The 13,618-nt window shown below is 72.7% G+C and carries 15 protein-coding genes; 3 read left to right on the forward strand and 12 right to left on the reverse strand.

Annotation, left to right across the window (positions count from 1 at the left end; translation table 11 throughout):
- The 3 genes from PSH25_RS11825 to PSH25_RS11835 all read right to left on the reverse strand — a co-directional run.
- The coding region (locus tag PSH25_RS11825) for a condensation domain-containing protein (RefSeq protein WP_238659140.1) at positions 1 to 736 on the reverse strand (736 nt) is incomplete at its 3' end.
- A complete protein-coding gene (locus tag PSH25_RS11830) occupies positions 733 to 1,581 on the reverse strand; it encodes a thioesterase II family protein (RefSeq protein WP_238659141.1) in 849 nt (282 codons plus the stop codon). The genes PSH25_RS11830 and PSH25_RS11825, both read right to left, overlap by 4 nt.
- Positions 1,582 to 1,696: 115 nt before the next feature.
- Positions 1,697 to 2,077 carry a YccF domain-containing protein gene (locus PSH25_RS11835; RefSeq protein ID WP_238659152.1) on the reverse strand — a complete coding sequence of 127 codons (381 nt, stop codon included), beginning with the start codon at positions 2,075 to 2,077 and terminating at the stop codon, positions 1,697 to 1,699.
- Positions 2,078 to 2,236: 159 nt separating this feature from the next.
- Here PSH25_RS11835 and PSH25_RS11840 point away from each other — a divergent pair, with 159 nt between their 5' ends.
- The 3 genes from PSH25_RS11840 to PSH25_RS11850 all read left to right on the forward strand — a co-directional run bounded on the left by PSH25_RS11840 (position 2,237) and on the right by PSH25_RS11850 (position 4,275).
- Positions 2,237 to 3,004, forward strand: a complete 768-nt coding sequence (locus PSH25_RS11840) for a glycerophosphodiester phosphodiesterase family protein (RefSeq protein ID WP_238659142.1) — start codon at positions 2,237 to 2,239, stop codon at positions 3,002 to 3,004.
- A gap of 1 nt (position 3,005) precedes the next feature.
- Positions 3,006 to 3,554: an SLATT domain-containing protein gene (locus PSH25_RS11845; RefSeq protein WP_238659143.1), complete on the forward strand. Its 549-nt coding sequence runs from the start codon at positions 3,006 to 3,008 to the stop codon at positions 3,552 to 3,554.
- 124 nt (positions 3,555 to 3,678) lie between these two features.
- Positions 3,679 to 4,275 (forward strand): hypothetical protein, encoded by a 597-nt coding sequence (locus PSH25_RS11850; RefSeq protein WP_238659144.1) that lies wholly within the window; start codon positions 3,679 to 3,681, stop codon positions 4,273 to 4,275.
- A 48-nt stretch (positions 4,276 to 4,323) separates the two neighbouring features.
- Here the strand turns inward: PSH25_RS11850 and PSH25_RS11855 are convergent, their stop codons facing one another.
- The 9 genes from PSH25_RS11855 to PSH25_RS11895 all read right to left on the reverse strand — a co-directional run.
- A complete protein-coding gene (locus tag PSH25_RS11855; protein WP_238659145.1) occupies positions 4,324 to 6,240 on the reverse strand; it encodes a glycerophosphodiester phosphodiesterase in 1,917 nt (638 codons plus the stop codon).
- Between the two features lie 109 nt (positions 6,241 to 6,349).
- The gene (locus PSH25_RS11860) at positions 6,350 to 6,994 is read right to left on the reverse strand and encodes a response regulator transcription factor (protein WP_238659146.1); all 645 of its coding nucleotides are present in this window, start codon (positions 6,992 to 6,994) and stop codon (positions 6,350 to 6,352) included.
- On the reverse strand, positions 6,994 to 8,211 hold the full coding sequence (locus PSH25_RS11865; RefSeq protein ID WP_238659147.1) for a sensor histidine kinase: 1,218 nt from the start codon (positions 8,209 to 8,211) through the stop codon (positions 6,994 to 6,996). Before PSH25_RS11865 ends, PSH25_RS11860 begins: the two co-directional genes overlap by 1 nt.
- Before the next feature lie 101 nt (positions 8,212 to 8,312).
- On the reverse strand, positions 8,313 to 10,853 hold the full coding sequence (locus tag PSH25_RS11870; protein WP_238659148.1) for an ABC transporter permease: 2,541 nt from the start codon (positions 10,851 to 10,853) through the stop codon (positions 8,313 to 8,315).
- A complete protein-coding gene (locus PSH25_RS11875) occupies positions 10,850 to 11,602 on the reverse strand; it encodes an ABC transporter ATP-binding protein (RefSeq protein WP_238659153.1) in 753 nt (250 codons plus the stop codon). The genes PSH25_RS11870 and PSH25_RS11875 overlap by 4 nt, the downstream gene beginning before the upstream one ends.
- Positions 11,603 to 11,699: 97 nt before the next feature.
- Positions 11,700 to 12,437: a cellulose binding domain-containing protein gene (locus PSH25_RS33965; protein WP_238659149.1), complete on the reverse strand. Its 738-nt coding sequence runs from the start codon at positions 12,435 to 12,437 to the stop codon at positions 11,700 to 11,702.
- 74 nt (positions 12,438 to 12,511) lie between these two features.
- The gene (locus PSH25_RS11885; protein ID WP_308193660.1) at positions 12,512 to 12,892 is read right to left on the reverse strand and encodes a DUF742 domain-containing protein; all 381 of its coding nucleotides are present in this window, start codon (positions 12,890 to 12,892) and stop codon (positions 12,512 to 12,514) included.
- A complete protein-coding gene (locus PSH25_RS11890; protein WP_238659150.1) occupies positions 12,870 to 13,319 on the reverse strand; it encodes a roadblock/LC7 domain-containing protein in 450 nt (149 codons plus the stop codon). Before PSH25_RS11890 ends, PSH25_RS11885 begins: the two co-directional genes overlap by 23 nt.
- The coding region (locus PSH25_RS11895) for a hypothetical protein (RefSeq protein ID WP_238659151.1) at positions 13,316 to 13,618 on the reverse strand (303 nt) is incomplete at its 5' end. The genes PSH25_RS11895 and PSH25_RS11890, both read right to left, overlap by 4 nt.

Genomic DNA, 13,618 nt, shown 5'->3' on the forward strand with positions numbered 1-13,618 from the left:
CGGTGGCGAGCCGCTCCCGCCAGTGCGCCAGGTGCCCGGCGAGTTCCCGTTCGGCCTCCGGCCGGCGGCGGGCGGCGACGTGGGTGACGAACCGGGTGGGCAGTGCCGGCAACCCGGCCGGCACGTCACCGGCGAACTCGCCGTACCAGCTCACCACCTCCTCGACGAACAGGCCGGCCGACCAGGCGTCGAAGACGATGTGGTGCGCGGCGACCAGCAGCAGGTGCTCGTCGTCGGCCAGCGCGAGCAGCCGGACGGCTAGCAGCGGGCCGGTGGTGAGGTCGAACCGGACCGCCGCGTGGGCGGCGCTCTCCCGGTCGGCGGCGACCTGCCGTTCCGCCGGCGGCAGCGCCGTCAGGTCGACCACCGGCAGGGGCACCTCGATGGCGTCGCGGACCCGCTGGGTGACGGCGGCGTCGACGCCATCGACGTCACGGCCGGCGGCCGGCACGAAGACGATCCGCAGCGCGTCGTGCCGGGCCACCACCGCGTTCACCGCCCGGTGCAGCGCCGCGACGTCCAGCCGGCCGGTGATCCGCTCGGCGAACGGCACGTTGTAGACCGGGGTGCCGGGCTCCAGGCGGTCGAGGAACCAGAGCTGCTCCTGGGTGAAGGAGAGCGGGTAGGCGGTGGCGGCGTCCGGGCGCTGCGGACGAGCCTGGCGCAGTCGCAGCGCCAGCAGCTCCCGCTGCTCCGGGGTGAGGCCGGCGAGGTCCGGGTGCAGGTCCTGGCTCATCGGGTGACCCCCTCGACGTCCGCGCCCACCGCCGACGGTGAACCGCTCAACAGACGGGCCAGCGGGGGAGGGGAGTCGTGCAGGTAGAGGTGGCCGCCGGGCACGACGGTCAGCGAGAAGCCGGCGGCGGTGCAGGCGGCCCAGCCCGCCATCTCGTCCGGGCTGATCAGGGGGTCGTCGGCCCCCGCCACCGCGTCCACGGGCAGCGGCAGTGGCGTCACCGTGGTCGGTCGGTACGACGCGACGACGGCCAGGTCGGCCCGTACGGTGGGCAGGATCAGAGCCAGCAGGCCGGCGTCGGCGAGCACCTCGTCGGACACCCCGCCGAGCTCACGCAGCCACCGGGTCAGCGCCGCGTCGTCGAGTTGGTACGCCGAACCCACGGGGGCGCTGTCCTGTGGTGGGCGGGCCGCGGAGACCACCAGCCGCTGCGGTGCCGGGCCGCCCCGGGCGAGCAGGCGGTTGGCCACCTCGTACCCGATGAGGGCGCCCATGCTGTGCCCGAAGATCGCGTACGGGGGCGGAACCCGCTCGACGATCGCATCGACAAGCGGCGGCGCCAGGTCGGCCATCGTGCTCAGCGGCGGGTCGGCCAGCCGGCGTTCCCGGCCGGGCAGCTGCGCGGTCCACACCTCCACGTCGTCGCCGAGCAGCGTCGACCAGGGCCGGTACGCGCCGGCGCCGGCGCCGGCGTATGGAAGGCACACCAGCCGCAGCCGGGCGGTCGGGCGTGGCGCGGCGCAGCTCAACCAGGCGGCGGCACCGGTCGGTCGGGTGGCGGTCGTCGGCGGTGGCATGCGAACCCCGTTCCTGCTCAGCACGGCGACGACGGGTGGTGTCGCCATGCCCGCACACGCTAGGAACCGCCCGTGACGGCGGTCTTAGCGTCGGATGAGGGTTAGCTGCGGTGTGTGCTGCGGGTGGCCGGGCCGGGTCCGGTGTGGACCGACCCGGAGCGGGTCACGGTGCCTCGACGACCTCGCGACCGAGGGGCCAGAACGCGGCCGGCACGAGCTTGAAGTTGGCGATGCCGAACGGGATCCCGATGATCGTGACGCAGAGGGCGATGCCCGCGAGGATGTGGGAGAGCGCGAGCCACCATCCCGCCAGCACCACCCAGAGGATGTTCGCCAGCCCGGAGCCGACGCCCGCGCCCGGCTTGGGCACCAAAGTGCGGCCGAAGGGCCACAGCGAGTAGACCGCGAGGCGCAGCGACGCGACGCCGAACGGGATGGTGATGACCAGGACGAAGCAGATCAGCGCGGCGATGCCGTAGCCGACCGCCAGCACGAGGCCACCGCCGAAGACGAGCCACAGCACATTCAGTACGAAACGAATCACCACTCCAGCATGAAACATGCTCGCCACCGGCCATCCTGGCCCGGAGCCGACGACGTCGCGCACCGCCGCCGTGGGGTCGACCGCTGTAAGGTACGCGAAAACCCTTCCACGGCGTGCTCCGGAGGCGGTAGCCCGGTCCCGGAAGCTCAGGAGGATCGCGTGTCGTCCGACGACCGTTGGCTGCTCGACACCCCGATCGCGCACCGCGGGCTGACCGGCGACAACCGACCCGCCAACTCGCTCGCGGCGTTCGAGGCAGCCGCTGACGCTGGCTACGCCTGCGAACTGGACGTGCAGCTCACAAGCTCCGGCGAGCTCGTCGTCGTCCACGACTACGACTTGACGGCGCTCACCGGTGTGGCGATCACCACCGCGGAGCTGACCCCGGCCGATCGGCAGCGGCTCCGGTTGCAGGGCACCGACCAGCGGATTCCCACCCTGTCGCAGGTGCTGGACCGGGTCGCCGGACGGGTGCCCCTGCTGATCGAGCTGAAACGGCCGACGCTCGCCCTCAACGTCGACCTCGTCGACGAGGTGCTGCGGCAGACGGCCGACTACCCGGGGCGGTACGCCGTCGAATCCTTCGACCCGTTGCTCGTGGCGGCGCTGCGGCTCGCGGTGCGGAAGCTGCCGCCGCACCGCCGGGTGCCGGTGGGGCGCATCTGCGGGCTGCTGCGCACCGCCGGGCCGCTGACCCGGATGGTCGGCCGCAGCATGGTCAGCAACCTGGTCACCCGACCCGACTTTCTGGCCTACGAGGTGGACGCTTTTCCGTCCGGTCTGACGGCGTGGTGGCGTCGACGCGGTGTTCCGGTGATTGCCTGGCCGGTCGCTTCGCCGGAGCGGGAGATGTTCGCCCGTCAATACTCCGACAACATCGTATTCTCGGGCTATAGACCGTCGCATGGCCAGCATCTAGCATCGTGACGTGTCTGTTGACCAAGGACAGAGCGGGTTGCTCGCCGAGTCGCAGAACGCGGCTCCCGGCGATCCGTTGCAGGTCTACCGCGCGTTGGCGGAAGACAGCGTCAACAAACTCAGGGACCATTACGACTGGCGGGCGAAATGGCACCGTCGACTGTTTCGTTCCACCGGCATCCTGGTCATCGTCGTCAGTGCGTCGCTGCCACTGCTCGCCGGCTTCAGCTACCCGGGTAAGAACCTCGTCATCGCGGTATCGGGCGTCGTCATCGCCACGGCCACCGCGCTCCGCACCTTTTATCAGTGGGATCAGATGTGGGCGCTGCTGCGGCGTACCCATTTCGGGCTCATCGAGGCGAGCAACCAGTGGAAGCTCGCTTTCGGTCGCGCCGAGGCGACCGCTGACCCGATCGAACGGGAGCAGCGCGCCTATGCGGCGACGGAGGTGCTGTTGGCGAAGATCGAAGGAATCCGCAGTGCCGAGACGGAGAAGTTCTTCAGCTCGCTGGCCTTCCCGGAGGAATCCGCGCTGACCGGCAAGCCATTCCGCCCCTGACGGCCACCCGTGGCGGTTGGCGGGGCCTCGGGGTTGCTCGGTGGAAGACCTGAGACGAAATCCAGGGCGACCCGAGGGAAGCTCCCGGAGGTCGGCAGGCGTCGGCGGCCAGATGATGGCTGGCATGAAACGCGCTGCGCTCTACGTGATCGCCGGACCGGTCGGCATCCTGGCCTACGGCCTGGTCCGGCTGTGGGGGAAGTCCGACGGGGTGTACGGCCCCGGGCTCGACTGGCAGGCCGCGCACCTGGTCGCTCTCGCCGGCATGGTGTGTTTCGTCCCGGGTGTGCTCGCGCTGTCGCATCTGCTGCCCCGCAGCCCGTGGCGCACCGGGGTGGTGGCCGGCACGTTGGTCGGCCTCGCCGCGACGATGGTGCAGTTCGGCGCGGACATCGTGGAAGGGCTCCTGGCCGAGGACCGGGCCGAGATGTCGAGGCTCGGTGCGGACTTCAAGGACATCCCCGGCATCGAGGTGGCCTTCTACGACGTCGTACCCCAGCTCTTCTTCCTCGGCCTGCTCGTTCTCGCGGCCATGCTCGCCGTGCGACGGCGGCTGCCGTGGTGGAGTGTGCCGCTGCTCCTCGCCGGCATCGTCCTGCCGGCGGTCACCCTCGACCTGCTTCCCATCGGCGGCCTGTGCATGGCGCTGGCGTTGGCCCCGGCGCTGCCGCTGGTGCGTCAGCAGGGCGAGCGGGCCGAGTCGCCCGTCGCCATCGGCTGAGGGCTTCGGGTGGCGCTGGCTCGCGGACCAGCGCCACCCGGAGACCTGCTACTTCAGTGCGAGGGTGCGGGCGTCGGCGGCGATGACGCTGGCGACCTCGGCCGGCACCAGCTTGCCGGCCTGCCGGTCGGCGTAGGCGGCCAGCTCGGCGTACTGGGCGTGGGCCAGCTTGGTGGTCATCGCGGTAACGGCGGCCGAGTCGGCCCCCGAGGTGAGGATCAGGTAGCCGAGGCCGGCCTGGCTCACCGTCACGGTGAAGGCGCTGGTCGCGGTGGCGGTGCCCTCGGGCCCGGTCACCTCGGTGGAGATGGTGTGCCGGCCGGCGGTCAGCCTGGCCAGGTCGAGCTTGCGCCCGGCCGCCGACTTCTTACCGTCCAGCGTGACGGTGACGGTGTCCGCGTTGGTCGCGGCGACCGCGATCACCGGGGACTGCGCCCGGTCCAGCCGAGCCCCGTTGGGCGGCGAGGTGATCTGCACGGTCGGGTCGGCCGAGGCCCGCTGGAGGAACGCCGAGTTCCAGCCGACCAGCTCGGCGGCGCGGTTGGTGATGATCGCGTCGGTTCCGATCCGCTCCAGCCGCTGCCACAGGCCGGCCGAGTCCATCGTCCAAGCCATCACGGCGACCCCGGCGGCGTGCAGCGGGGCGACGACCTCCGGCTTGGCCAGCAGCGCGTTGCCGTCCGGGTTGTACGCGGTCAGGTGCAGCTCCTTCGCGATCGCCACCGGGTCGGCGTCGAGGGTGCTGCGGAGCAGGCCGAGCGGCAGCTCGGGGGCGATATCGTGGGTGTACCTCAGGGCGTCGACCTCGAAGCTCTGGATGAAGACCCGGCCCATCATCTGCTCGTCCCGGATCACCTGGATGATCGTGGCGACCTCGTCGCGGGTGTGCTTGCCCTTGATCTCCACGAGTAGGTTGCCGCCCCGGGTTCGCAGGTCGGCGAGCTGCTCGGCGAGGGTGGGCACCCGCTCGCCGACGTACTGCGGGCCGAACCAGGAGCCGGCGTCGAGCGCCTTGATCTGCGCGGCGGTCAGGTCCCGGATGTTGCCGGTGCCGTCGGTGGTCCGGTCGACGGTGCCGTCGTGCAGGATGAACGGGATGCCGTCCTTGCTCGGCTGGACGTCGTTCTCGATCCAGTCGGCGCCGCCCCTACGGGCGATCTCCTGGGCGACGAGGGTGTTCTCCGGCGCGGCGGCGGACGCGCCGCGATGGGCGACCACGGTGAACGGGCTGCCCTCGGGGCGGAGGTAGCCGTTCGGCGCCAGCTCGGTCACGGTGACGTCGTCGTACGACACGGTCGCGCCGTTGACGAAGAGCCCCTGGACGCCGTCGGCGGAGCGCTGGAGGCTGCTGGTCCGCATCGCCTCCCGCCCGTCGAAGATCCAGCGGGCCTGGTTGCCGTGCACCTCGACGGCGACGCGCACGTCCCGGCCGGTGCCGGCGGCGGACGGGGCGGCGGCGGTGTTCGTCACGACCCAGGCGTTGGCCGTGGTCCGCTGGGCGAATTCGAGCCCGTTGGCGGCGGTGGTCCCGCTGCGCATGGTGGCGATCCACCAGGGAGTCGCCCCGTTGGCGGGGACATCGATGCCGAGCGAGGCCCAGCGGGTGGCGGCCGAGACCGCCTCGAAGCGCATGGTCGCCTCGAGGCGGAAGTCGTTCAGGTGCCGACCGAAGGTGATCTTGTTGTTCTCGCTGGAGCTGGCGGAGGTTCCGTACAGTCGGCCGTTCTCGACCTTCCAGGCGCCGTCGACCGCGTGCCAACCGGCGGGCAGCGACCCGGCCGAGAAGTTCTCCGAGACGACCACGTTGCCCGGCTCGGCGGTGGCGGGCGACGAGGTGGCGACGGCGACCGCGACGGCAGCGCCGGTGACGGCGAGGGCGGCGACTGCGGCGGCGGCCCGGGTACGCGGGGCGCCGAGGCGCGACCCGGCGCCGGGCGGCGACATTGGTGCGGGTAGGACAGTCATGGTCGCGACGGTACGAAGCACGCCCGAATTCATGATCAATCCAGTGTGACGACCGCCCGAACGCTCGATGTACCGACCGGGAGCAGGAGCCGGCTGTCGACCGGGGTATCTAGTGATTGAGGTAGGCGAGGACCGCGCGGACACGGCGGTTGGCGTCCTCGGCCGGCGGCAGGTCGAGCTTGGCGAAGATATTGGTGATGTGCTTCTCCACCGACACCGGTGCCAGGACGAGCGCCGCGCAGATGGCCGCGTTGGACAGGCCCTGGGCCATGAGGCCGAGTACCTCCCGCTCCCGTGCGGTGAGCCCGTCGATACCGTGGTTACGGCTGTTGCGGGTGAACAGTTGGCGTACCACCTCGGGGTCGAGGGCGGTGCCCCCGTTGGCCACCCGCGTCACCGCGTCGAGGAAGTCGTCGAGGGCGGTGACCCGGTCCTTGAGGAGGTAACCGACACCGCCGCGGCCGTCGGCGAGCAGTTCCACGGCGTAGGCCCGTTCGACGTACTGGGAGACGATGAGCACCTTCGTGTCCGGGTCCGCGGCGCGCAGCGTCAGGGCGGCGCGCAGCCCCTCGTCCCGGAAGCCGGGTGGCAGCCGCACGTCGACGAGGGACAGGTCGGGCCGGTGCTCGGTGACGGCCGCCAGCAGGGCGGGTGCCGTGTCGACGGCGGCGACGACGGTGTGGCCGGTGTCGGTCAGCAGCCGCACCAGGCCGTCCCGAAGCAGCAGCAGGTCCTCGGCGATCACGATGCGCATCAGTGGGGCAGCTCCGCGGACAGGACGGTGGGACCGCCGGGTGGACTGGTGATGGTGAGCCGGCCGTCGAGTGCCTCGACCCGGCGGCGCAGGCCGTCGAGCCCGGATCCGGTCGGGTCGGCGCCGCCCTGCCCGTCGTCGGTGAGCGTGACGGTGACCGCACCGGCGCCTCGGGCGAGGGTGACCACGCAGGTCCCGGCCTCGGCGTGCTTGCCCGCGTTGGCGAGACCCTCGGCGATGACGAAGTAGGCCGCCGACTCGACCGCTGGTGGATACCGCTGCTCCGGGTCGCCCCGGATCTCGACGGCGAGCGGGCTGTCGCCGGCCAGGGCGGCGACAGCGGCGTGCAGCCCCCGGTCGGTGAGGATCGGCGGGTGGATGCCACGCACCAGCCGGCGTAGCTCGGTGAGGGCGTCGTCGAGCTGCCGGCGGGCGAGGTCCACATCGGACGCACCATTCGCGCCGGTGGGCAGCTTGCGGGCGGCCAGCGCCAGCGTCATACCGGCGGCCACGATCCGGGCCTGGGCGCCGTCGTGCAGGTCCCGTTCGATCCGACGCAGCTCCGCCGCCTGGGCGTCGACGACCCGACGGCGGGTCTGCGCGAGGCGCGCGGCCTCCTCGACCAGCTGCCGGTGCGCGCCCGGCGCCAGCAAGCCTCGGGCAAGGCGGGCCTGGGCTCGCCCGGCGGTTCGTAGCAACCAGGCGGTGACCGGTAACAACAGCACGCCGAGCACGGTCAGGCCGAACCGACCCGGCACCGTCGTCATGAGCGGACGCATCGGGAACGGCGCATGCGGGTTCGGCACCGCCCACGCCCACAGCGGCGCCACGACGGCGGCGAGATCGACGACGGTGACCACGATGGCGGCGATTCCGCCGGCCAGGCCCAGCGGGAACACCGCGACCAGCCAGGCCAGGTCGCGCCAGGTGGCGGGCTGCACGGCGACCGCACGGACCCGCTGCCGGATGGTGGCACCCTCGATCGGCAGGTACGGCGCGGCGATGGCAGTGCCGAGCACCCAACCTGCCCGGCGGCGCTCCAGGTCCGCGAGGCGCCGGGTCACCCAGGTCACGCCGAGGAAGGCCGGGCCACCGAGCTGCGTGATCGACAGCAGGCCGACCCCGATGGTGGACGCCAGGCTCCAGCCGAGGCCGACGACGCCCGCGACGAGGCTGCTGAGCAGGTACGCCAGCGCCGAAGCCGTTGTGCGGATCATCGCGGCGATCCTATCGGCGGCGCCGCCCCGGACCGCCGACCGGACTCGGTCCCGGAGGATCCGGACGACGAGCCCGAGCGGCGGTCCGGTCGGAAGCACCCTCAGCGCCGGTCGCCCAGGGCCGGCAGGCCGCGCCGACGCAACAGGACCCGGGCCGGTACGGCGCCCGCGACCAGCCCGAGCGCCGCGACACCGCCGAGCATCCCCGCGTACGTGCCGGCGTCGACGACGACCCGCACGGTGCCGTCCTGCGCGGCGCTGAACGCGCCGACCACGATCGCGGTGACCAGTGCGCCCAGCAGCAGCCCGACGGCAACCGTGATCATCGCCTCGCGGTCGACGAGCCGGTGCAGCTGCCCGGTCGTCGCACCGGCCAGCCGCAGATCGGCGAACTCGCGGCGGCGCGCGGCGGTGGCGATGGCGAACGTGTTGACCACGGCGATCGCCGTGAAGCCGAGGGAGATGACCACCATGAGTTCCCACGCACCCTGCTGGTTCTGCGCATCGTTGGCTGGCGCCGCAGCGAGCGTCGGAGCCAACCGCAGGCCGGGCCACGACGCGGCGATCCGGTCCGGGACGTCGCCGCGGTAGCGCAGCCCGACCGTGCCGACCAGCCCGCGCGGGTCGTGTGCGGCTACCAGCTCCGCCGGCAGAACCAGGTCGCCGAAGCCACGGGCCCGGGCGTACACCCCGGCCAGGCGGAGGTCGACCCTATGGCCGTCGGCGAGCCACACCTGCACGTCGTCGCCCACCCGCCAGCCGTACTGGCCGGCCACGTAGGCGCTGGCGGCGAACGCGCCCGGGCCTGGCAGCGTCCCGGCGCGCAGATCGAGGTCGAGCGCCGCCTCGGTGCCGGCGATCAGCAGACCCTGGCTGGCGAAGTCCTCGGGCTTGCCACCCTGCTCCACGATCGCCCGGGTCGGCAGCGTCGCCGCCGCGCCGGTCACCCCGTCCAGGGCGACGAGTCGTTCGACGGTGTCGAGCGGAAGGCCACCGGGTGCCGTCACCTGCGCCGTCGCGGCCGCCGTGCGGTCCTGCTGCTCCCGCTGGGCCAACTGGCCCAGCAGGGCACTGTTGAGCAGCATGGTGGCGTTGATGGCGAACATGAGCACGAGCGGGACAGCGATCGCCGCGACCCTCCGCGGCTCGGCCCTGGAGACCAGGCCAGCCAGCCAGCCGGTCGGGCCGCCGACGCCGACGAGGCGGGACACCGGTGTCGTCAGCGCCCGGACCAGCAGCGGGCCGAGGGCGGCGACCGTGCACAGCAGCAGGGCGGACGACACGAAACTCATGCCCATCCCCAGTGGCCCGTCGAGGGGAACGAAGACGAGCAGGGCGACCGCACCGGCGGTGGTCGTCACCGCGGCGGCGATCCGCGGGGCCAGCCCGCCGGTGGGCGCGTCGGCGGTCTCGGCGAGTGCCTGCGTCGGGGCGATCCGCACCGCTCGACGGCCGGCGACCCGGGCACCGACGAAGGTCACCACCATCCCGGCCGCCGCGGCCGCGACGATGACGAGCACGTTGGTCCGTACGACGAACTGGGCCGGCACCGCGCCCAGTTCCTGGAACCGGGCGGCCACCAGGTGGGCGAACAGCACTCCCAGCGGCGCGCCGGGCAGCGCGGCGGCCCCGGCGAGCAGGAGGCTCTCCACGCCGAGAAGGCGGCGCAGCTGACCGGGGGTCGCGCCGGCGGTGCGCAGCAGTGCCAGTTCGCGCAGCCGTTGGCGGACGCCGAGCGTCACCGTGCCGGTGAGGACGAAGACGGCCGCGAACGCCGTGATGCCGATGACGAAACCGAAGATCGAGATTGGGCCGATGTAATCCGGCAGAGCGCCGGGCAGGTCGGCCCGGACCCGGTCGGCGCCGGTGAGCACCTCGTGGTCGCCGGCCACCTGCCCGACGGCGGCGCGGAGCGCGACCGGGTCGGTGCCCGGTCGGGTGAGCATGGCCACCGCGGTCGGACCGGGCAGCCCGGAAACCGTCGCCACCTCACCGTCGGCGACGAACAGCGCGCCCTGGGCGGGCAGCCCGTTCCGACCGGCCGGTGCCGCGACGCCGGAGACGACCATCGTGTGTACACCAGTCTTCGTGGTGACCAGCAGACGCCCACCCACCGTGCTGCCCGACCGCTGGGCGAGGTCGGCGTCGATGACCACCTCACCCCGGCCGGGCGCCGCACCGCCGCGCAACAGGTACGGCGTCAGCGCTGCGGAGGCCCACCCGTGTCCGATCACCGGGGCGCCGTCGGCGCCGCGCAGCGGCCGGCCGTCCGGCGTACTCGCCTGGACCGGAAAGGCGACGTCCGCGACCGCTGCCGCGACACCCGGAAGGTCGCCCAGCCGCCCGGCGAGGTCGACCGGCAGCGAGCCGGCACCGGTGAGCCGCTCGGACTTGACCTTGCGCTTGACCTTGGACTTGTCCTTCTTCTGCTTGGTGGTGACCTTCTCGAGGGTGACGTCGCGGTCACCCGCGACGACGATCGGCGCCGCCGCGAACCGATTGGCCGGCGGCTTCGCCGTGAGCACGGAGGCGAGCAGCAGGCCACCGCCGACGAGCAGGGCCACCGCCAGCAGCGCGGCGAAGAACGTGCCGGCGTAGGCGCCGCGGTGCTGGCGCAGGGTGCCGAGAGCGAGCCGGATCATCGGACCGTCACCGCCATCATCTGCGCGGCGACCTTCTCGGCCGTCGGGTCGGCGAGTTCGGCGACGATCCGTCCGTCGGCGAGGAACACGGCGCGGTCGGCCCACGCCGCGGCGGCCGGGTCGTGCGTCACCATGACGATCGTCGTGCCCGTCTGGTCCACGGCCTCACGCAGCAACCCGAGCACCTCGCGGCCGGTCGACAGGTCCAGCGCGCCGGTCGGCTCGTCGGCGAAGATGACCTCCGGCCGGCTGGCGAGCGCACGGGCGAGCGCGACCCGCTGCCGCTGACCGCCGGACAGTCGGCCGGGTCGGTCGTCCTCGCGTCCGGTGAGCCCGACGCGCCGGATCACCTCCCGCGCCCAGCCCTGGTCCGGGCGCACCCCGGCCAGCCGTTGCGGGAGCAGGATGTTGTGCCAGACCGACAGCGACTCCATGAGGTTGTACGACTGGAAGACGAACCCGACCCGCTGTCGTCGGGCCTCGGTGAGTCGGGGTTCACGCAGCCCGCCGATGTCCTGTCCGGCGAGGAGCACCCGGCCGCTGTCCGGCCGGTCCAGGCCCGCCGCGCAGTGCAGCAGCGTCGACTTGCCCGAGCCCGACGGACCCATCACCGCGCAGAACGAACCGGCCTCGAACCCGACCGACACCCCGTCCAAGGCCCGGACACCGCCGCCGCCGGTATATGCCTTCGTCACGTCGAGTACTTCGACGACCAGCCCGCGAGCGGGGGTCCCATCGCTGTTTCCCATGGGGAAAGCCTGGTCGAGGCGGGTTTCCCGGACCACACGGCGACCCATGATCTCGACGGTGGGGAAACCCCTACCGTCGGGCCCGGGAGAAGGCAGGTCAGTTCGACAGGCCGGAGCAGGCGACCCCGTCGATGGTGCACGCCTTGGGGGCGGAACCGGTCAACGATCCATTGACCCGGAACGTCACCCGGACCGAGGCGTTGCCGGGCACCTGGCCGGTGTTCGCGTCCGGCACGAACGTCCACACCGCACCGTCCCGGCTGGCCTGTGCTCCCTCGACCCCGCTGACTCCCAGCGACTCCCGAGGCAAGGTGACGACAAGCGTCCACCGCGGCGCCGGGACCGCGCCGGGATTGTTGATCGTCACGGTCGCGCCGTAGCTGAGCAGGGCGTTGTCCGTGACGGCGAAGTCGGCGCCCAGGGCCGCCGGGGTGGGTTCGGCGGTCGCACCGGTCGGCGTGGGCCGACCCGACGACGCGACGGCCGGTGGGACCGAGGAGGCCGAGGCGGGCGGGGGAGCGGGCACCGCCGGGCTGGTGACCGCCGGTCGCGCCTGCGCGCGGGGCGTACCGGACGGCGACGCGCCCACCTGCTCCACCGACGGCGGCGGGTCGAGGGTCACCGGTGTCAGCTTCTCCGGCGTTCGCAGCACCCCGACGACGGACACGGCCGTCGCGATCAGCACCCCGAGCGCCGCGATGACGGCCACCCAGGTGGCCCGCGAGACGTCCTCCCGACCGGTGAGCACCCGCCGTGTGGTCGTGACGAGGGCCACGACCCGGTCCAGCAGGATGATCGCCACGGTACGGCGTGGCTGGGGTGGTGTTGCCGGCACTGCCTGTCTCTCCTTCAGTTCGTCGCCGGGTGGGTGCCCGCGATCCGTCCGGGTCGCGGGTGGCACCTACCCGGTCACAGAGCGCGGAGCCCGACGAGTATCGCCTCGAGCAGGTCCTCGGTCGGCAGCTCCGACAGCATCGGCGGTTGGTGTGTCTCGATCAGCCCGGCCGCGAGCAGGTCGCCGAGCAGCACCCGGACGGTCCCCAGCGGAAGGTCCAACTCGGCACCGACCTCGGCCACCGACACTGGATGGTGACACAGCTCGACGATCCGCGCCTGTTCGGGGAAGAGCGGTGTGGGGGGCGTGACCCCTCGCCGGGCGACGACCAGCGAGATCAGGTCGAACTTGCCGCGTGCGGGCGCGGTGCGCCCCCCGGTCATCGTGTAGGGCCGGGCGACCGGGCCCGCGTCGTCGTCGTACCACGCCTCGTCAGTGGTGCCGCTGGTGTGCACCAGTGTCCCCGATCGTCACCGAGGAGGCCGGGCCCAGAGTGATCGGCAGGTGCCGCTCGGCCTGCCCCACGAAGAGCGCCACCTCGTACGCCATGTCACCGACCTCGACGTCGTCACCGGCGATCCGCACAGTGAGGATGGTTCCGTTCGGGATGGTGGCGATGAACAGGAACGCTCGCGACATCTGCACCACGACCTGGCGCAGCCGACCCGCGTCGCAGGTCCGGGTGGCGGCCAGCCCCAACGCGATCAGACCGGCGACCACGCCGGAGATCTGCTCGGCCAGCTTTTCCCCCACCCGCCGCGACCCGCCCAGCGGCAGCCCGTCGGGTGAGAGCACCACCGCGAACTCCGCGCCGTGCACTCGGTCGACCAGGCTGTTCAGGGCGTCGGTCAGGCCGTCCTCGGTGACCACTGCAGACGTCATTCAGGTCTCCTTGCTGTTCTCGCGACTGGCAACTCGACCGTGTCGAGGCTGGTCCTGCCGTGTCCCGGGCCGGTCGGCCCGGGTTGGCGGACCCGCGTCGGCAGCGCGCCGTCGCCGCTCGGGTCGGTCAGGTCGGCGCCGGCCGGTGGGTACGGGGTGTCGGGTGGTGCGCTGGCCGGTGTACGGCCGCTGTCGGTGACCGTGACCAGTTGGGCGGACAGGAGCACGATCGCGGCCGTCCCACCGCGCCGGCTGGGGCGCAGCGAGACGTGGGCGCCGCAACGGCCGGCCAGTACGGC

The sequence above is a fragment of the Micromonospora foliorum genome, assembly GCF_022229015.1.
GTDB lineage: Bacteria > Actinomycetota > Actinomycetes > Mycobacteriales > Micromonosporaceae > Micromonospora > Micromonospora foliorum.